The 18,191-nt window shown below is 51.0% G+C and carries 17 protein-coding genes; 7 read left to right on the top strand and 10 right to left on the bottom strand.

What is annotated here, in order from left to right; genetic code table 11:
* Positions 1-64: 64 nt before the first annotated feature.
* Both ACOQPU_RS02125 and rph read right to left on the bottom strand, forming a co-directional pair.
* Positions 65-442, bottom strand: coding sequence for a DUF983 domain-containing protein (locus tag ACOQPU_RS02125; protein WP_420643482.1), 378 nt, complete (start codon positions 440-442; stop codon positions 65-67).
* 87 nt (positions 443-529) lie between these two features.
* Positions 530-1,264 carry a ribonuclease PH gene (gene rph / locus ACOQPU_RS02120; protein WP_420643481.1) on the bottom strand — a complete coding sequence of 245 codons (735 nt, stop codon included), beginning with the start codon at positions 1,262-1,264 and terminating at the stop codon, positions 530-532.
* Positions 1,265-1,456: 192 nt separating this feature from the next.
* On the opposite strand from rph, the gene ACOQPU_RS02115 reads away from it, so the two are divergent.
* Complete coding sequence (locus ACOQPU_RS02115) at positions 1,457-2,419, top strand: alpha/beta fold hydrolase (protein WP_420643480.1); 963 nt, start codon at positions 1,457-1,459, stop codon at positions 2,417-2,419.
* Between the two features lie 199 nt (positions 2,420-2,618).
* The gene (locus ACOQPU_RS02110) at positions 2,619-3,800 is read left to right on the top strand and encodes a S1C family serine protease (protein WP_420643479.1); all 1,182 of its coding nucleotides are present in this window, start codon (positions 2,619-2,621) and stop codon (positions 3,798-3,800) included.
* A gap of 167 nt (positions 3,801-3,967) precedes the next feature.
* On the opposite strand, the gene ACOQPU_RS02105 is transcribed toward ACOQPU_RS02110, so the two are convergent.
* Together ACOQPU_RS02105 and ACOQPU_RS02100 are read right to left on the bottom strand one after the other, a co-directional pair.
* Positions 3,968-5,632: an aldehyde dehydrogenase family protein gene (locus tag ACOQPU_RS02105; protein WP_420643478.1), complete on the bottom strand. Its 1,665-nt coding sequence runs from the start codon at positions 5,630-5,632 to the stop codon at positions 3,968-3,970.
* Positions 5,633-5,740: 108 nt separating this feature from the next.
* Positions 5,741-7,516 carry a GMC oxidoreductase gene (locus ACOQPU_RS02100; protein ID WP_420643477.1) on the bottom strand — a complete coding sequence of 592 codons (1,776 nt, stop codon included), beginning with the start codon at positions 7,514-7,516 and terminating at the stop codon, positions 5,741-5,743.
* Positions 7,517-7,942: 426 nt separating this feature from the next.
* Between ACOQPU_RS02100 and ACOQPU_RS02095 the strand changes: the two genes are divergently transcribed.
* Both ACOQPU_RS02095 and ACOQPU_RS02090 read left to right on the top strand, forming a co-directional pair.
* The gene (locus ACOQPU_RS02095; protein ID WP_420643476.1) at positions 7,943-8,725 is read left to right on the top strand and encodes a ParA family protein; all 783 of its coding nucleotides are present in this window, start codon (positions 7,943-7,945) and stop codon (positions 8,723-8,725) included.
* A 1-nt stretch (position 8,726) separates the two neighbouring features.
* Positions 8,727-9,833 (top strand): ParB/RepB/Spo0J family partition protein, encoded by a 1,107-nt coding sequence (locus ACOQPU_RS02090; protein WP_420643475.1) that lies wholly within the window; start codon positions 8,727-8,729, stop codon positions 9,831-9,833.
* A 193-nt stretch (positions 9,834-10,026) separates the two neighbouring features.
* Here ACOQPU_RS02090 and ACOQPU_RS02085 read toward each other — a convergent pair whose 3' ends face one another.
* Entirely contained in the window at positions 10,027-10,740 is a 714-nt protein-coding gene (locus ACOQPU_RS02085) for a response regulator transcription factor (RefSeq protein ID WP_420643474.1), read from the bottom strand.
* Between the two features lie 459 nt (positions 10,741-11,199).
* Here ACOQPU_RS02085 and ACOQPU_RS02080 point away from each other — a divergent pair, with 459 nt between their 5' ends.
* Both ACOQPU_RS02080 and ACOQPU_RS02075 read left to right on the top strand, forming a co-directional pair.
* On the top strand, positions 11,200-12,720 hold the full coding sequence (locus tag ACOQPU_RS02080; RefSeq protein ID WP_420643473.1) for an aldo/keto reductase: 1,521 nt from the start codon (positions 11,200-11,202) through the stop codon (positions 12,718-12,720).
* A 91-nt stretch (positions 12,721-12,811) separates the two neighbouring features.
* A complete protein-coding gene (locus ACOQPU_RS02075) occupies positions 12,812-13,012 on the top strand; it encodes a DUF2267 domain-containing protein (RefSeq protein ID WP_420643472.1) in 201 nt (66 codons plus the stop codon).
* A 49-nt stretch (positions 13,013-13,061) separates the two neighbouring features.
* Here ACOQPU_RS02075 and ACOQPU_RS02070 read toward each other — a convergent pair whose 3' ends face one another.
* The 3 genes from ACOQPU_RS02070 to ACOQPU_RS02060 form a co-directional block, all read right to left on the bottom strand.
* Positions 13,062-13,433 carry a DUF6504 family protein gene (locus ACOQPU_RS02070; RefSeq protein WP_420643471.1) on the bottom strand — a complete coding sequence of 124 codons (372 nt, stop codon included), beginning with the start codon at positions 13,431-13,433 and terminating at the stop codon, positions 13,062-13,064.
* On the bottom strand, positions 13,433-14,434 hold the full coding sequence (locus ACOQPU_RS02065) for a hypothetical protein (RefSeq protein WP_420643470.1): 1,002 nt from the start codon (positions 14,432-14,434) through the stop codon (positions 13,433-13,435). The genes ACOQPU_RS02070 and ACOQPU_RS02065 overlap by 1 nt, the downstream gene beginning before the upstream one ends.
* 174 nt (positions 14,435-14,608) lie before the next feature.
* Entirely contained in the window at positions 14,609-15,820 is a 1,212-nt protein-coding gene (locus tag ACOQPU_RS02060) for a radical SAM protein (protein WP_420643469.1), read from the bottom strand.
* A gap of 240 nt (positions 15,821-16,060) precedes the next feature.
* Here ACOQPU_RS02060 and ACOQPU_RS02055 point away from each other — a divergent pair, with 240 nt between their 5' ends.
* Positions 16,061-16,684: an AAA-like domain-containing protein gene (locus ACOQPU_RS02055; RefSeq protein WP_420643468.1), complete on the top strand. Its 624-nt coding sequence runs from the start codon at positions 16,061-16,063 to the stop codon at positions 16,682-16,684.
* Positions 16,685-16,755: 71 nt separating this feature from the next.
* Here ACOQPU_RS02055 and ACOQPU_RS02050 read toward each other — a convergent pair whose 3' ends face one another.
* Together ACOQPU_RS02050 and ACOQPU_RS02045 are read right to left on the bottom strand one after the other, a co-directional pair.
* The gene (locus ACOQPU_RS02050; protein ID WP_420643467.1) at positions 16,756-17,211 is read right to left on the bottom strand and encodes an RpiB/LacA/LacB family sugar-phosphate isomerase; all 456 of its coding nucleotides are present in this window, start codon (positions 17,209-17,211) and stop codon (positions 16,756-16,758) included.
* An 82-nt stretch (positions 17,212-17,293) separates the two neighbouring features.
* Positions 17,294-18,163: an SPFH domain-containing protein gene (locus ACOQPU_RS02045; RefSeq protein WP_420643466.1), complete on the bottom strand. Its 870-nt coding sequence runs from the start codon at positions 18,161-18,163 to the stop codon at positions 17,294-17,296.
* Positions 18,164-18,191: the final 28 nt, after the last annotated feature.

Raw genomic sequence — 18,191 nt, 5'->3', positions numbered from 1 at the left:
CCTGCATAACATTGATCTCTTGAAATTTGGCAGAAGAAATTGTTAGCGAAAGGCTAATTCCCATTCACATTTCATCTTCCCGCCGGGGATCAAGCAGTTGGTCAATGACCATCCACACGACGCGGGCGTAGTGGAAAATGAGCGGCGAGGCTAGCAGCAAGGCTACCGTTGCCCCGATGAGATACCCCCAGATAGACGGCCGTATCCAAAAATACAGCCCCACCACAACCGGCACCCCAATGAAAAAGCTCATCACATACCCCACATAAACAGCCATCATAAAGTAGCCATCTTCCCGCTCAAAATGGATGCCGCACTGCGGGCAATTCTCATGCATTCGCATAGGCTTGCGGAACACATTCCCCTGTCGACAGTTGGGACATTTCATGGCAATAATCGCTTTGAGCCAGTTTGGTTTGGCGGTTTTTGTGGCTGTTTTCAATGGTTTCCCCTGTTTTTTGGCCGATTTTGGGGTAAAAACGGCCGTTTTTACTAGATACTATACGAAATCATTTGGTTATCGAATTAATTATGAGCTACTCACAATTTGTTCCTGAACGGCCGTAATTTGCCCAATCCCCTGCTCTGCCAATGCCAAAAGCGCATCAAATTCAGCCCGGCTAAACGGTGCTTTTTCACCCGTCCCCTGTACCTCCACCAGCAAACCGTCGGCAACATCGTTTGCCGCCATCACAACGTTCATATCCACGTCGGCGGCTACGTCTTCCACGTACGGCAAATCGAGCAGCGGCACGCCATCCACCACCCCCACACTGATGGCGGCAATTTGATGTTTGTTTACGGCCGTATCCAATACACCCTCAGCAATCAACGGCTTCAGCGCCAGCTGCAACGCCACCCAGCCACCGCAAATCGCCGTGGTGCGCGTGCCGCCATCCGCTTGCAGCACATCACAATCCACCGTGATGGTGCGTTCGCCCAGCAGCGACAAATCCAAAGCCATACGCAAGCTGCGCCCAATGAGCCGTGAGATTTCCTGCGTCCGACCTTTGGGCCATCGACTTTCCCGCCGCGTGCGCTGCGAGGTACTGCGCGGCAGCATGGCGTATTCGGCCGTTAGCCAACCGTGCGGCTCTGGCTGGTTCCGCAACCACGGCGGCAAACTTTCTTCAATCGTCACGTTGCACAACACCTGCGTCTCGCCAAATTTGGCCAGCACCGAGCCTTCTGCCATTTTGGTGAAGTGCGGCACAAAGGTGATGGGGCGTAACTGGTTGGGGGAACGGCCGTCTGCTCGCGTCATATTTTTCTCCAAACAAAATCAGTTGGTTTAGTTTTCAAACGTCTTGTTTTTTCTACGGTTCGACGAATTGCTGCGAAGACTTTTGAAATCTGCACAACGTAACTTGATACAGTAAGAACAATTGGCCGAGTATACCTAAAGAACGGTTGCCTCGCACCGAAATTTGCCTAAACTCAATTCAAAGGATTTCTTATGAAAAAGTTGTTACGCATTCTTGGCACTATTTTGTTCTTGCTATTGTTTGTTCTGAGTGTCGGCCCATTTTTAGTGCTGGTTCCGCCGCTGGAAAACACTGTATCGGCTCGATCACTGGCCGAGGAACCAAGCCAGTTCCTTACCCTCCCCTACCCTGGCACTGATGGATTGGACATTCATTATTGGGACTCCGAGACAGATGGACAAAATTATCTATTGCTGCACGGCTTTGCCTCCAATTTGTACACCTGGGATGAACTGTTTCCTTATTTAGCGGAGCAAGGGCGCGTGGCCAGCTACGATCGGATTGGCTTTGGGCTAAGCGAACGGCCGCTCGCTGGCAGTTGGCAAGCTGAGAACCCCTATTCACGGGATGCGGCCGTTTCTCACGCTATCACCTTCATGGACGAACTTCGTCTGGACAGTGCCATTCTGGTCGGCAACTCGGCAGGCGGCTCGTTAGCGATGCAAATTGCGCTAGAGCATCCAGATCGGGTTGATGGCTTGATTTTGGCTGCGCCCGCTGTCTTTACCGGCAATGGTGCGCCCGCTTTTGTGGTGTCGTTGGCCGAGACGCCACAGCTTCAGCGCATTGGGCCGCTCTTTGCTCGAATTCTCGCGACGTTGGAGCCTCCAGACACGTACACGGCCGTTCAAAAAGAACGCGCCGCCATCGGCACCAAAGTAGATAATTGGGATGTAGCATTGTGGGAATTTACCGCCGCTTCAAGCCAGTTTGATTTGGAAAGCCGTTTTGCCGAACTCACGCTGCCCATTTTGGTCATTGCTGGTGCCGATGACACGATTGTGCCGACAGAACAGAGCATTCGGCTGGCTGGCGAACTGCCCAACGCCGAGCTGGTTGTCATTCCCGATTGCGGCCACACACCGCAGCAAGAGTGTGACGCGGCGTTTAACCAAGCTGTTGAAGATTGGCTGGCGACCTTGCCCGGAAAATAGTCTATCATTTTTTTGGCAGCGAGTTACGCGAATTCATGCGAAAAAAATTCGTCAAATTCGCGTAATTCGTTGCTCAACTTATGCCGTTCTCAGAAACGGCCGTTTCTATCACCCCTCTCTCAGCCACGCTTTACAAATAGTTTGCAATTTCCCAGCATACTGCCTTCATCTATATTTTTCACACTTGTCTGGAGGCAAAATGAACCATCAATTCTCTAAAAGCGCTATTAAGTATGCGTGGCTCCCATTTTTTGTACTGCTCACCCTGATGCTGGCAGCGTGCGGCGCTGCAGAAACGGCCGTTGCCAATCCCGTCACCCAAGCCATCCACACCCTCACCGAAGAAGCAGAACCGGAAACAACCATTCTGGAAGAAGCTGCTCCCATCGTGGAAACGGCCGTTGCCGCCCCACCCGTCGCCCCAACAACCGATCTCTTCACTCAGGAACAGCAGTTTGTTTCCATTTATGAGCAGGTGAACCCCGCAGTTGTCAACATTGTCATTGGTAGTGGGCAAGGCTCTGGCTTTTTAATTGATGGCAATGGGCATATCGTCACCAACAACCATGTAGTGGAAAATGGTGGCCAAATTGTGGTGAACTTTGAAGACGGCCGTCGGCTCCCTGCCGCTGTTGTTGGCACCGATCCAGCTTCTGACCTGGCTGTGATTCAGGTAGATGCCAACGAAATCCGAGACATTCCACCTGTCCAACTGGCAGATTCAGATGCGCTAAAGGTGGGGCAAATTGTTATCGCCATTGGCAGCCCGTTTGGCTTGCAAAACAGCATGACCACCGGCATCATCTCCGCTCTGGATCGCCTGTTTCCCGGCGCAGTTGGGCCAAACGGCGTACCTTTCCAAATTCCCAACATCATCCAAACGGATGCTGCCATTAACCCTGGCAATTCTGGCGGTCCGCTACTCAACCTAAATGGCGAAGTGATTGGTGTGAACACGGCCATCGAATCCCCCGTGCGCGGCTCGTCGGGTATTGGCTACGCGGTGCCAGCCAACATAGTGAGCAACATTGTGCCCCAGATTATTGAAAACGGCCGTGTCGAAACCCCATGGCTCGGCATTCGTGGGGGAATCATTTCAGAAGATGCAGCAACCGCACTTGGACTACCAGCTAACCAAACTGGCATCCTCATCAGCGAAGTAATCAACGGTGGTTCAGCGGCCGCAGCCGGACTGCGCGGTGGCAACAATCCAGATGTTATCATTGGTGTCGATGACGTGGAAATTGTGGAATTTGATGATTTGCTCGGCTACCTGGTGCAGCAAACCGTGGTGGGGCAAACCATTCAGCTACAAATTATGCGCGATGGCCAACCTCAAACCGTCAACGTTACTCTAGCCGCCCGCCCCGCCGCTGGTTAGGGTGTTTCAAACAGATTGGAAGGAACAATATTGGCATATTTATTGATTCTTTCTATCTAGGTTAAAAAACAAAAAGCAAATAAATCGCCCACCATTTACTTGCTTTTTTGCTTATTATTAGATTCAATCCCTATAAAATGGGTTTTTATAGGGATTGCGCAATCTATCTATTTTCGGGTGCGAAGCACAAAAGCAATGATGGCAGCCCCTAATGCAGCGGTGAGGCCAACGGCCGTTCCCGCCCTTTTCGCCTTCGGTTTTATCTCTTTTTCTTCGATGAGTTCCACCACTGGCTTCAATTTTTGCTTAGGCGTGGTGCCAAATGCCAAATGAATAATGCCCGACCCCAACTTGTAATTCCCCGGCTGGCGCAAAATCGTAGCAATATCAAATGGCAAGGGCGGATTGCCCACCACAAACGCCCGTGTTTGCGTAAATTGCAGTAAATCCTTCTTGCCGTGGGTGCGCCCAATGCCAGATTCCTTCACACCGCCAAACGGCAAGCGCGGAATCGCAAAGTGAGACATCGTGTCATTGATGTTTACTGAGCCAACGTAAAGCTGGTGGGCCACTTTTTCGGCATGAGCCAAATCACGACTCCAAACTGAAGCACTCAGCCCCAAATTGGAATCATTTGCTAACTGAATGGCATGCACCTCGTCGTCCACCATCATGATAGGCACCACAGGGCCAAATGTTTCCTCACGCATAATTTTCATGCTGTGATCCACATTCACCATCACCGTTGGCTCCATGTACATGCCATCCCGCTTGCCACCGTGGATGATGTGCGCACCCTTTGCCAGGGCATCGTCTACATGGTCTTCAATGATGTCAACTTGCCGCTGAAAAGTAAGGGGGCCAAGATCATTAAGATTCTCGATTTCGGGGCTGTATCCTTGCTTTAGCTGGCGCGTCTCCTCTAAAAAGGCTTCCAAAAAGCGATCGTAGACCGCTTCAACAACGTAGATGCGCTCTACGGCCATGCACGTTTGCCCGGTGTTATAGAAGGCACCCCAAGCTCCCCAGCGTGCGGCTGCTTCAATATCGGCATCTTCCAACACAATCATGGGGTCTTTGCCACCTAGCTCGCAGACGACGGGGGTCATATTTTCAGCAGCAGCCCGCATCACTATCCGCCCCGTTTTGGTAGAACCTGTCAAAAAGATGAAATCTGGCTTGGATTGAACAAGAGCTGCCCCAACGCGGCCGTCTCCGTGCAAAAAGCGCACAAACGGAGCCAACTCAGGCAATTTCTGGAACAGCTTCTCAATCATCACACCAGTGGCGGCCGTCACTTCAGACGGTTTCACCAAGACGGTATTGCCTGCCAGCAGTGCTGAAATGACTGGTGGCAAAATAAGCACCAGCGGGTAGTTCCACGGGCCAATAATTCCCACCACCCCATGCGGGTGCTGCTCAATGTAGCAACGTTTAAAAATTTGCAAACCTGGGGAGATGCGGCGACGGCGCAACCAGCGTGGTGCTTTATTGCAATATTGGTGAATGAGATCAACACTCATGAACAGCTCTGCCAGCGCATCCTGACGACTTTTGCCATTATCCTGATTCATAACGGCCGTAATCTTATCCATCTCATCAATGAGCAATGCCTGTAGCTGCCGCACAATGCGTACCCGCTCTTTCACCGGTTTGGCTGCCCAGGTGCGGGCGGCAGTAGCCATCTCGCGACGGGTATTTTGCACATCGACCTCTCGCGTCATTGGCACAGAGCCAAACTGCTCGCCCGTTGCCGGATTGACAAACGGTAAAAATTCAGCCTTGCCGTTTAACGCTTGTCCCTTAATAACCTCACCTGCCATTGTCCCCATTATTTGCACTCCTTAAAAATAATGAATTGTGAACAATTAATTGAGAATGGTGAATGAAAAGCCACTTCACAATTTATTGTTAATTATTCTCAATTAATTATTACAACTTTATCTTTTCTTCCACAAGCTAAACAAGGCCAAACCACCCAAAGCAGCAACTCCTGCCCAGGCCAAAATGCGTTGGCGACGGCCGTTTCCATTTGATTCTTCGGGTAAATGGGCTGGCATGGCTAACGGCCGTATCTTTTCTGCCGCTTCGGCCTTCGGCACCAAGCTCATAGCCCGCTCAGTCATCGCTGTAATAGTCAGGCTCGGGTTCACGCCCAAATTGGCTGGAATGACTGACCCATCCGCCACAAACAACCCCGGATAATTGAACACCTCATGCTTGGTGTCAATCACCCCATCAGCCTCGCTAGCACCAATGCCGCAACCACCCAAAATGTGGGCGGTCGAGGGCGTTTCCAAAAGCACTTCATTCATGGTAGATTGTGGAATACCGTTCGTCTTCTCAGCAAACCGATTTACCACTGAGCGACCCGCATCAATCACGGCCGGAATGGGCAGGCTGTCGTCTCGTTCGCTGATTAAGCCCTGGCGGAACAGCGTAAAAATGCTGCGCCCACGTTTGAGCCGCATCCGGTTTTCGGCCGTTTGCATAATGAGCAAAATGGTGGAATCCCTGGCCCAGTCAGGTAAAAATCGAGCCTTGAGGAAGTCATAAGGCCGTTTCACCCCTTCCACAATAAAGCGACCAAAACGTTGCCAGCCGCCACCTTTCAAACTCACCAGTGGCACTGCTAAATTGCGCATCAGCGACGAACCACGCGGGTAGCGCACAGGTTCCACGCTGGTTACCTCATCCAGCCAGAAGTGGGAGGTAATGGCCACACCTTTGGAGTAATCCACCTCGCCATCACGGGCAGTGACACCCATCAACGCCTCACTGTTGCTACGCACCATCCACCCCAATCTCTCGGAGAGTAACGGCAGCGTTTTTGCCTCGTCGCGGCATTTCAGCAGCAGATTCACTGTACCCATCACGCCAGCTGACACAATCACGTTTCTAGCACGAACAGTCTGCTTCTGCTTAAACATCCAATCGGTGACTTTCTCGTATTCGATTTCGTACCTGGCAGCACCGGGTTGCGGTCCGTACAACGGCCGTAATGCCAACACATTTGCCTCAGACCGTACCTCCGCCCCCCACTTCTCAGCAAAGTAGAGGTAATTTTTATCCAGCGTGTTTTTGGCATTGTGGCGGCAACCCACCATGCAGCCACCGCAATGTATACAGCCAGCCCGGTCTGGCCCCTCGCCGTCAAAGAACGGATCAGGCACCGTTTCACCCGGATCACCAAAGAAAATGGCAACTGGCGTCGGCTTAAAGGTATCACCTTGCCCAACCTCGTTGGCAATCTCCTGTAAACGATAATCTGCTGGCCAAAACAGGGGGTTTTCTCGCACACCAAGCATCCGATTGGCCGTCTTGAAGTGGGGTGCCAACTCAGATTGCCAATCGGTTAAATCGGCCCACTCTTCGGCTTCGTAAAACTTCTCGCCTGGCTCAATGTGGGTGCTGGCATACACCAAGCTGCCTCCGCCAATACCGCTGCCGTTCAAGATCATCAGGTCATCCAAAAAGTTAATGCCCATGATGCCAAAGCAGCGCAAAGCTGGCTGCCACAAATATTTAAAAATGTTCCAATTTGTTTTCGGGAAATCTTCAGCACGATACCGCTTGCCACGCTCCAAAACTAGCACGCGGTACCCCTTCTCAGTTAGGCGCATTGCTGAAACGCTGCCGCCAAAACCAGAGCCAATAACGACGTAATCGTACACATCATCAGGCTTGGATGGGAAATGCGGGGAAGTTTGTGTCATTTTTAACCTTGTTTAGAAAAGAATCAGCCAAACAACTATTCTTTATCTGAACAGCATATTGCCGATTACAACAGGACGGCCGTCTACTAAAGCTGACCGCCACAAAATGCGAACTCCAAAATTGTATAACACGTTGCGTTACCAAATATAACGCACTGTGTTATATTGTAAGCAATTTTTCTAGATTTGTACACCCTGATCAACAAAACCAGCTCAAAATCGGCCAAATTACCCAACACAAACCACTCTAACTATGCCAAATAATTCTCAAGAGCTGCCTGTCTAGCAACTGTCAACCCCGGTTGACACTTCATTGACGCTCGTTTCCCTTCGTGTTATGGTTGGCAAGCAAAAGAATGGATGAGGACTTTCAGCAAAGCAACTACCAACCACAAGTCACCAGCCACCAAAATATGAGGAGATGCAATGACTAAAATTATTGCCGTGGCCATGCAAAAAGGAGGTGTCGGCAAAACGACAACCACTATTAATCTAGCGGCCGCTCTGGGTGAGATGGGCTACCGGGTTTTAGCCGTCGATTTAGACCCCCAGTGCAATCTTACCCAGCATTCTGGCTTTGATCCCGACAACCTTAGTCCCACCATTTATGATGCTTTCAAAGCTGAAATCGACGGATACGAAAGTGACGTGATTGGCTCTATCTATGAAACCGACGAGAAGTTTCATCTCCTGCCTGCCCAGGCTGAAATGAGCCTGATTGAACTGTCACTCATCAATACGCTCAGCCGTGAACGCGTCTTGACAACTATTCTGAGCAGTGTGATCAACCAGTATGATTACATTCTCATCGACTGTAATCCATCATTGGGTTTGTTAGTGGTCAATGCCCTAACGGCCGCTTCCAGCGTCATTATTCCCATCCAAACCGAATATTTGGCAGCACGGGGCGCGTTAATGATCCTCTCCAGCATCGAGACAGTGCGACGCAAAAAGCTCAATGCCAACCTCGACATCGAAGGCATTCTACTCACCATGGCCGACACCCGCACCACGCTGACGCGAGACATCCTGGCCGCCATTGATAACCAGTATGGCGACGGCATCCGCATCTTTGAGCCAATTGTCAAACGGTCCGTTCGCTTTGCTGAAAGTGCCGTTGCTGGCCAAAGCATCATTGCCTATGATGGCAATGGTCAAGGAGCTAACGCTTACCGTCAAATTGCCAAACAAATTGCTGAGGGAAGTTAGCATGGGACGAAAAAAACGAGGCAAAATCAACCTGTCACAGCCAAGCAAACCACATGCTGGCGACCTGGAGAAGCTGTTTAGTACCAGTGATGACATCGAACAGGCGTCAGGGCTGGTGCTCCTGGCTTTGCGTCTGGATGCGATCCAACCAGACCCCTCCCAACCACGCCAAACCTTTCCGCAAGAGAGCCTAAAGGAACTAAGTGAAAGCATCCGCCAAGATGGCGTCATTCAGCCAATTGAAGTTACTGAAATTGCCCCTAACAATTACCTAATTGTTCATGGCGAGCGACGCTGGCGAGCCGCACAAATGGCCGGGCTGGAAACAATTCCAGCCGTGGTACAGCGGCGCAACTATGACAATGTGACCCGCTTTGTCCGGCAGCTCGTGGAAAACATCCAGCGTGAGGATTTAAACGATGTAGACCGGGCGGCTGGACTACTTCGGCTACGGGAGTTGATGCAGAATGAGCTGGATGCGGCCCGTGAAGAGGGTGTCACCAGCGAGGAACCCTGGGGCAAAAAGATGTCTTGGGCCAAAGTGGGCAAGCGGCTAGGCTATTCGCGTCAGCGTATTCACCAGCTTATCAAGCTGCTCGATTTGCCAGATGAAATCCAAGAGGACGTGCGGGGCGGACTGCTTACTGAGCGGGATACCCGCATTTACCAGGGGCTTAAGCCATCTCAGCAGCGAGCATTACACAAAGCAAGGCAAGCCGGTGATTTGACCCCAGCAGAAGTAAAAGAGGTGGCTCGCTACCTCAAGGAAAATCCAGACAAAACAGTATATCAGACGATTCGAGATTTGCAGGAAATTGCGGAGATGGAGGAGGAAGCCATTTCTTGGAACCAACCCAATGAAGAAGACCTTTTTGCCCCAATGGATAAAAGTGCAACTGCTCTGCTTCACGCGGCAGATATCTTGCCTGATCTTGCGCCTGGCACAATCAAGGTAGACAACATCACTCGGCTTCGTTACATCATGCAGCATCTACCTCGTATCCAAGTGCATGGATTACCTTCAGGGGAAAAAGCCGAGGTGGTGCGGCAACTAGAAATCATTCAGCAGCATGTCAACAGCTTGCTCGTTGCACTACAAGATAAATAGATTAGGAATTACGCATTTTTTCAGCTGCAGCCGGTGTCTCATCGTGCCGCCTAGCTGGCTCGGTCAGGAGACCATGCCAGAGTGCTGGTAAGTCCTATAGATAGGCAAATTAATCGGTACACTATCTTGCCGATTGATCAGTTTGTAACAATCAGTTGGGTGTTCTTGGAAATCGCGGTTCTGCAATTGGGGATTAGCTTTCTGCGGGAACTGTTTGCTCTAGTTTCTCAAATCGGTAACCGACCCCGCGTTCGTTGTGAATATACTCTGGATGAGCCGGATCGTATTCCAGTTTCTTGCGCAAATGTCCTACAAATATCCGTACGTAATTCACATCAAATGTGTAGCTGTCATCCCACACTTGGCTAAAAAGATCTTCATGGCTGACCACCGCGGGAGATTCGGTTACTAAAGCCACAAGTAGGGCAAATTCTTTTTTGGTGAGTTTGAGCAGTTCCCCGTTTTTAATCACTTCTCGTTTACGCACATTGATAGAAAGTGTGCCATCATCATACAAAATTCCGTTTGGCATTTTTACAGACCAGCGCAAAGCCGAACGGATGCGGGCTACCATCACCTGCTGATCAAATGGCTTTATGACGTAGTCATTTGCCCCCAATTCCAATCCGCGCACTGTGTCTTCACTGGTGACATGGGCTGCTGTAAGAATGATAATGGGCAAGGTGGATTTCTCACGTATCTGTTCACACACTTCCCAACCATCAATGATGGGCATATTTAAGTCTAGTATGATGAGATCAGGGTTGTGCTCCTCCACCATTTGTAAGCCTGCCAATCCATTTTCGGCCAGCAGGGGAACGTACCCATTGTTTAGTAACAAATGTTTCATAACAAGCAACATTTCGCGACTATCATCAATTACTAGAATTTTCTCTTTGGTCTGCATTGTTCACTTATCCATGCCATGGGTGTTTACAAATTTTGCCAAATCGTCGCTTAGATTAACGGCCGTTTCCTGCCATTTTCTATCAAACCGCAACAAAATCTGTAAAGATATTTATATTTTACTACAAGAGGTACTGTTTGGTTAAGCAAGAAACCCTTACAAAAGTCCACCAAATTTATTGAAATTGGTCGTTTATTTGACCCGCAAAGCGGGCCGCGCGTCACAAATTGGTTGTTGCCTTTGCTGGGACTGCTACAGAGCAAACACCCTCTTCCACTTCGTGTTATCACTTATTTGCTACCGCAAAAGAGTAAATTCTGCTTTATCCACCAGCAGGGTGGGGGGAAAATGTCAACCGTGGTTGACGTTTCACGGGAAACATTTATGTAAATGCGTTGCCCTTTGCTACATAACGCTTTACGATTAACAGCATATTCAAACAAGATTTTTGGAGAGCATATGAGTATTCCTGGCAAGGCAACGGCCGTTTCCACCCAATCCTATTTTCAGCAACATGCAAACATCAGCACCACCACTTTGCCAGGGCTGGAGTGGCAAATTAGCCAGGCAGGGTTTGGCAGCTATCGAGTCACAGTTGGGCAAAAGAACCACGAACAAGCCCTGCGGCAAGCCTTACAAAACGGCATCAATCTAATTGACACCAGCAGCAATTACGGCGACGGTGGCTCTGAGCGACTGATCGGCCGCGTGTTGGCCGAGCTAATTGACACTGGTGAATTGAACCGGGAACAGGTGGTAGTCATCTCTAAAGTAGGCTATTTGCAAGGATTTAACTATACTCTGGCCGAGCAGCGCAAGCAGGCGGGACGGCCGTTTCCCAACCTGGTAAAGTATGCTGAGGGCCTTGATCACTGCATTCACCCTGACTTTTTGGAAGACCAGCTCACACGCAGCCTGGAGCGGCTCAACCTGGATACGCTAGATGTTTATTTGCTGCATAACCCGGAATATTACCTAAGCTGGGCCAAACGCCGTCCACTCCCTCTGGATGAGGCTCGACGCACATATTACCGGCGCATTCGGCTAGCTTTTGAATATTTGGAACAAGCAGTGGCGGACGGCCGTATCCAAAGTTATGGCATCAGCTCAAACAGCTTCCCAGAACCGGCCCACAGCTACACCTTCACCAACCTGAGCTACATCTGGCAAATTGCCCAGGAGATTCGCTCAGATCACCACTTTCGCTGGGTGCAACTGCCTGTGAACCTGCTAGAAACCGGTGCGGCCACTGAGGCCAGCCAGCCGGAGGGGCAGGCCGTGTTACAGTTTGCCCGGAATCACAATTTGGCCGTGCTGATTAACCGCCCCCTTAATGCCATCGTGCAGGAGAGCTTAACTCGGCTGGCCGATGTGCTGCCTCCCAGCTACCCGGCCACACCAGAGGAAGTGTCAACTGCGGTTGACAGTTGCGTGCAGTTAGAAAAACAGTTCAGTAGCAGACATCTACCTGGTCTCAATCTGGATGAGGAAACCAACCAGCAGTTACTGAATTATCTTTCTTTAGGGCAAATGCTCGAGGGCAACTGGGACGGATTTGGTACATTCCAAAATTGGCAAGATATAAGAACCAGGTTTATTCTGCCTCGCTCGCAGACGGTCGTAGAATTCCTCTCCAACCGCCCAAATTTGCCCGCTGAGGCCGTTTTATGGCTGGATGAGTATGTGGAGGCGGCCAATATTGCTTTGGCAGCACTGAGTGCGTTTTATCAGGAGCAGGCTGCCAAGCGTACGGCCCGTATTCAAGAAACGGCCGTTGCCGCCGACCCAGATTGGCAAGCAAACACATTGAGCCAAACGGCCGTACGTGCTTTGCGCAGCACCGCCGGGGTTAGCGCTGTATTGGTAGGAATGCGCCATCAACGCTACGTGCTTGACGTGTTGAGTGATCTCACCCAGCCTGTCACTGTAAAGGATCGCAGTGCTTCCTGGCAAAAAATGAAGCTAGGGAGTGAGCTATAAGCATCAGAATCATTCTACAATTTGCTGAATTTGTGACCAGTTACCAAAATCTGCATCCAACAGGCAGCATAATTTACAAAGGAGCGCATAAATGGACGAGTTAGTCAAAGCTGTAGCAGAACGGACTGGATTACCTGAAGCACAGGCTCAAAAAGCCGCCGAAGCGGTTTTGGATTTTCTCAAAGAGAAATTACCAGCCCCCTTGGCTGGTCAGGTAGACAGCTTGCTGGAGAATCCTGGCATGGTAGACCAAGCATCCAACGTGTTGGGTAACCTATTTGGGAAGAAGTAGAAGACCTTTTTGAGGGGTAAAGGCAGTGATTGGGAAGAGTCACCGCCTTTTACTTCTCATCATGATTATCTGGCAAAATCTCCTGGTACAGATGCCAGCTCCCCAATCGCTGTGCCTGCCCCTTGGGGGCCCGGTCGTAGTAGATATCAAATAAACGGCCGTCGCCCACCTGCACCCGAAAATAGTACCGCCCCACACCCCAAGAACCCCGTTTTGCCGCCTTTTTTAGATTTTCTGGCCGCATATTGTTCGCCATCCGTCCGCGACGGCCGTAATCCCGCCACTCCTGCAAATTTGCCACAATCTTAAATGGTTCATCCCGCCACACGAAGCGTGCTGGGCAGGGTGGCTGCTTGGCAAACAGCGGCTCGTTATCAAATTCTACCGTGATCGGATCACCGATAAAGCGTGTTGGGGGCATTAGGGTGTCCAGCTCAATGAATCAGAGGCCGACTGTGCCAGCAGCAGCCGCAAATCACTGCCATCTGGTTGCATCAGGTAAAGGCCGGATTGAGTCGTAAACGCAATGGAACGGCCGTCTGGCGACAACGACCCATATTGCCCTACCTGTGCCTCTTGGGTCACTGGCTCTGGTTCACCACCGTCCAACGGCAGCCGCCACCAGCGAGAAGGCAAATCGTGGGCAGCCACCACCTCGATTCCCAGTAACCGCTCCCACCAGCTAGCCGAACTTGCCTGCTCCGCCACGGCCGAAAAGTAAAGCCGTTCCCCATCTGCCGAGAAAAAGGGACTGTCCAGCGTCACAAAGCGGTTGCGTGGCACCAGCACCTGCGGGTTGCTGCCATCGGCCGCGGCCAAAATCAGCTCCGCAGCCAATGAATCTTGGTCAATATTGACGTATACTAGGGAACGGCCGTCTGGCGACACCCTCGGCCAAATGCCATTTTCAGCCAGCGGTTCTACCTTTCCAGTAGCCAATTCCAGCCGCTCCAGCATGGTGGTAAACGTGAACGTTTCTTCATCCAGGGGAGCTACATGGGAGTAATAAAGCCACTGCCCATCTGGTGACCAGGCAGGATTAAAAAAAACTTCCTGCTCGGCAGTTCGCTCAATGAGCAAGCGCGGCTCGCTACGGCCGTCTGCCAGCAGCAAATAGAGGCTACTATAACCGAACTGAATCTCGTTTTCACCGGGGGAAGGGGCGTAGGTCATGGCAATCTGGCTGCCGTCTGGCGAAGCTGCCATGTGGCTAAGCCACGCATTCATTGGCACCTCAAACAGCAACTCAACACTTTCTGCAGCCACATCAAAACGCATCAATGCCTGACGGCGTGGCTCTTGCAAGATGTAAAAAAGTGAGCCGCTGGTCGCTTCGTCTTGTGTGGAAACGGCCGTTTCTACACCGTCACTACACCCAATCAGCAAAGCGAACCAACCAATCCACAGCAATAATCGCATCATTCTCATCTGGTAATTGTACCCGCTTTTAGGTTGGCAATGTACGTTACGCAGCGTAGATTTCAAAAGTCTGGTATCCCTCTGGCAAATCGTGAGACCATCTGCAAGACTTTTGAATTCTTTTTATCTAGAAGTGCGTAACATCAGTTGGATAAGTCTGGTCCGCCACAAAAAATCTTACAAATCGAGGGGAAGCTGGAAGGACGGCCGTTTCCCATCCAATAGCACATAGGGGGCCAGCCGCTTGGTCGCAATCCCTAGCTGCTGCAAATGTGTTAACTCCCGCAGTCGCCCTTGCCGTCGGGCATTGAGGATGGTGTGGCTGCTTTTGGGGCCAATACCAGGCACCCGCAGCAGTTCTAAACGGTGGGCTTGATTTAGCTCAACCGGATTGTGCTGCAAATTGCTTTGTGCCCAGGCTAGCTTGGGATCAATATCCAGCGGCAGATTGCCATCTTGGCCAAATGGCATCTCCTCCAAACCAAAATCATAGTCGCGGAACAAAAAGGAGGTTTGGTAGAGGCGTACCTTTCGCAACGGATTTTCGGCTGGTTGGTTTTCCAGCGGCGTGTTGTGGATGGGGCTAAACGGAGAGAAGTAGACGCGCCCCAGTCGCAGACGTTTGGTCAGGTATTCTGTGGTGGACAGAATCTCGACGTCGCTTTCCCCCACAGCCCCCACCACAAACTGGGTTACGGTCGAGGGCCAACGGCCGTTCCATCCTAGATGTGCCGGTTCCTCCTGCCGAATTTGTTCAATGAGTTGGAGCGGCCGTACCAGTTCCTCAAAAAACATTTTCTTCGGAGCCAACAGGGCCAGCCGCTTGTCGTTGGGGGCCTCCAAATTAACCGACAACCTGTCGGCCAGCGTCATGGCCTGTCGCAGCTGTGCTTTATCGGCGCCAGGCATCACCTTCAGGTGTAAATATCCCTTAAACTGATGCTTTTTGCGCAAAATTTCGACCGTTTCCAGCAGCTTATCCTGCGTTGTCACGCTTCCTTTGATAATGCCTGAACTTAAAAACAGCCCTTCGACCATGCCCGCCCGATACATCTGCATAAAGGCTTTGGCAAGCTCCCCTGGCTGGAAGGTATGTCGCCGATAATTTCGACCAGCCCGGAAGGGACAGTAGTAGCAATTGCGCTCACAAGCAGACGTAAGCAGCGTTTTTAGCATGGGTTTGGTCTTGCCGCCGGGCATAACAGCATGTGAGATGCCCAAAGCCGCTTGCTTGGCCGCGGCATGGCGTGGCTGCACTGTCGAATGTCGTGGTGTTACCACCTGCCCGCACGGTGCTACCGCTGGCTTTGGATTGAAATTTGTCTCCTCGGCCGGTTCCAGGTGCATATTTACGGCAATATCTTGCAGCTTCACAAAAATGTCGGTCATGGTCCTGATTATAGAACATTCGTTCGTAATCCACAAGAGGAATACAATCTGATAAATCGTTACTTTTCATCCGTTTTGGTCACTAGAAAGGTGTGAAAACCCGTTGATTTTGTTGACTTTTAGATGAATTAGACATCAGAAATGTAAATGGGAATACAAAGGCACCCAAGTAACCAGAGTACAGTGAATTCATGAACTTGTCACCGGGGGCAGGGGGTCTTCCGGTAAAGGTAGATGAACATGATGCGTATACAACCAGAGATGAACGGCCGTCGGCAACAGATGTCACGCACGCAAACAGGGCCGTTTAAAAATGAATTATTGGAAGCAAAAGCGGCATTGATTACGGCCGTTTTATCTGGCAAAAGCTGCTATGTACAGGGGGAAAATGCCCCCTTGCGCTACCGGCTTCTCACCGATACGGCTCTTAGACTGACCGACCTGGGGCAGACGGCCGCTTACTTCGACCTGATCGACCTGGATTATCAATATGATTTTGCCAGATGGATGCACAACAGCTTGCGCCTTCTCGCCATCCAACTCAATGTGCCGCTGCCCGAGGGCGACTGGTGGACAACACACAGTACAGACGATCCAGCAGCAGCGTTTGTGCAATTTCTGGAAGAAAAGGTGCTGCCACAAGTAAAAACACCCATCCTGCTCTCCTTCGACGAAGCAGACCAGCTTCTACGAGCACCCTTGGCAGCAGACTTTTGGCAACTGCTCCGCAAAATTGAGTCTGCTCGACTGCAACAGCCTTTGTTCAAGAATTTGGTTGTAGTTTTATGGGGAACTGTTTCTTGGGAGAAGTTGGCAGACGACGGCCGTTTTCCCATCGCCGTCCTCAAACCAATCATTCTTTAGCAGCTACCGTTTCTTAACTGTGCGATAGCTTGCCTGGGCACAGGTAGCGTGGAACGCATCCGCACCAATGCTTATTTTGGAGTTCGATAAGTTGCTTCCAACACATCCACCTGGCGCAGACAGCGGTCATCCACCTCATTAGGCACATAGGCCGTGCCAAACCACGCTTCCAGGATTTCTTTGGCCTGCACGGCCGACGTGCGACGGATAGAAAGGCAAAGTAAGTTGGCATTGTTCCACAAACGCGCCCCTCTGGCTGTTTCGGCATCATCACACAAAGCGGCACGAATGCCCGGCACCTTGTTCGCCGCCAGGCTCACGCCCGTGCCTGTCCAGCAAAACAGAATCCCCTCATCAGCTTGCCCGTTGGCCACAGCTTCAGCAACCTCACGGGCCACTTCAGGCCAATCCCGCGCTTCATCTTGCAGCGGGCCAAAGAGCGTTACGTCATCGCCACGCTCATTCACTAGCGCAACCACATGATCTGTCAGATAGCATTTCTCGTCAGAACCAATCGCTATTTTCATAATTGCTATTTTTTATGAGTAACTCATAATTTATTCGATGAGCTACTCGACTAGGCAAACAAAAAGAAACCAATTTGGGTAATTACGAAGGTATGGTCGCCGATTTACGATTCAACCTTGCGTAAGACGGCCGTCGAGCTGTTTTGGGTTGATTAACGGCCGTTGAATAGACCAAAGCCACCCCATTTTGCCCCAAAGTATGGATTCGCTCAAGTTCCATTAGCCGCTGCATATCGTCTTCTGAGAATTGGCTCACCACCTGCTGTAATCGAGCCAGGGCACGTGCTTCATTTTCGGTTTGCACCGCACGCTCTTGGGCCGCTTCTAGCGCAGCTTTCACGTGACGGGGCATTTCAATCGCGCCAATCATCACGCGGGAAAATGAAAAGCCAGCGTCAGACAAACGGGCAGCCAACTGCTGCCGTACTGCCCGCTCCAATCGCCGCGTTGCCCCAGGCTCACACACCTGATCAACGGTCAATTCGCCAATGACGTGGCGCAAGCAGTTATTGAGATGCTTGGTAACAATGCTGTTCGCTTTTTTGGGCAAATTGCGAGCCAATTTGGGTCGTGCGGCTGCTTTAATTTGGAATGGGTCGATCTCAAAATTGACGCTCCACTCAACATCTAGCGCAATGCCGCCGCTGGTTTGGACCGTCTGGCAACGGCCGTTTGCCGACCCAGACCCCGTGGGAATCGTGTGCGTAAATTGCTCAGTGAGCGGGTTAAAAGCGTGCCGACCAGGCGGCATGAAGCGTGCAAATGCTTGTCGCCGCTTGTTAAAAACCACGCCAACTTCCATCTCTGGCACCTGCACAAGGCCAAAGCGACTGTACCCCCAAAAAGCAACGAAGAAGAAGAGGGAAACGGCCGTTGCCCACAGCATGGCACCGCCCCAAACCACGGCACTGCTTACTACCCCAACCGTCAAAATCACAAATAATCCAAACATGAGTGCTGCTCCTTTGTATAAATAGTGT

It is taken from the genome of Candidatus Leptofilum sp. (assembly GCF_965223285.1).
Lineage (GTDB): Bacteria > Chloroflexota > Anaerolineae > Promineifilales > Promineifilaceae > Leptofilum.
The sequence above is the reverse complement of the archived record's forward strand: the minus strand, read 5'-3'. Positions and strand labels throughout refer to the sequence as shown.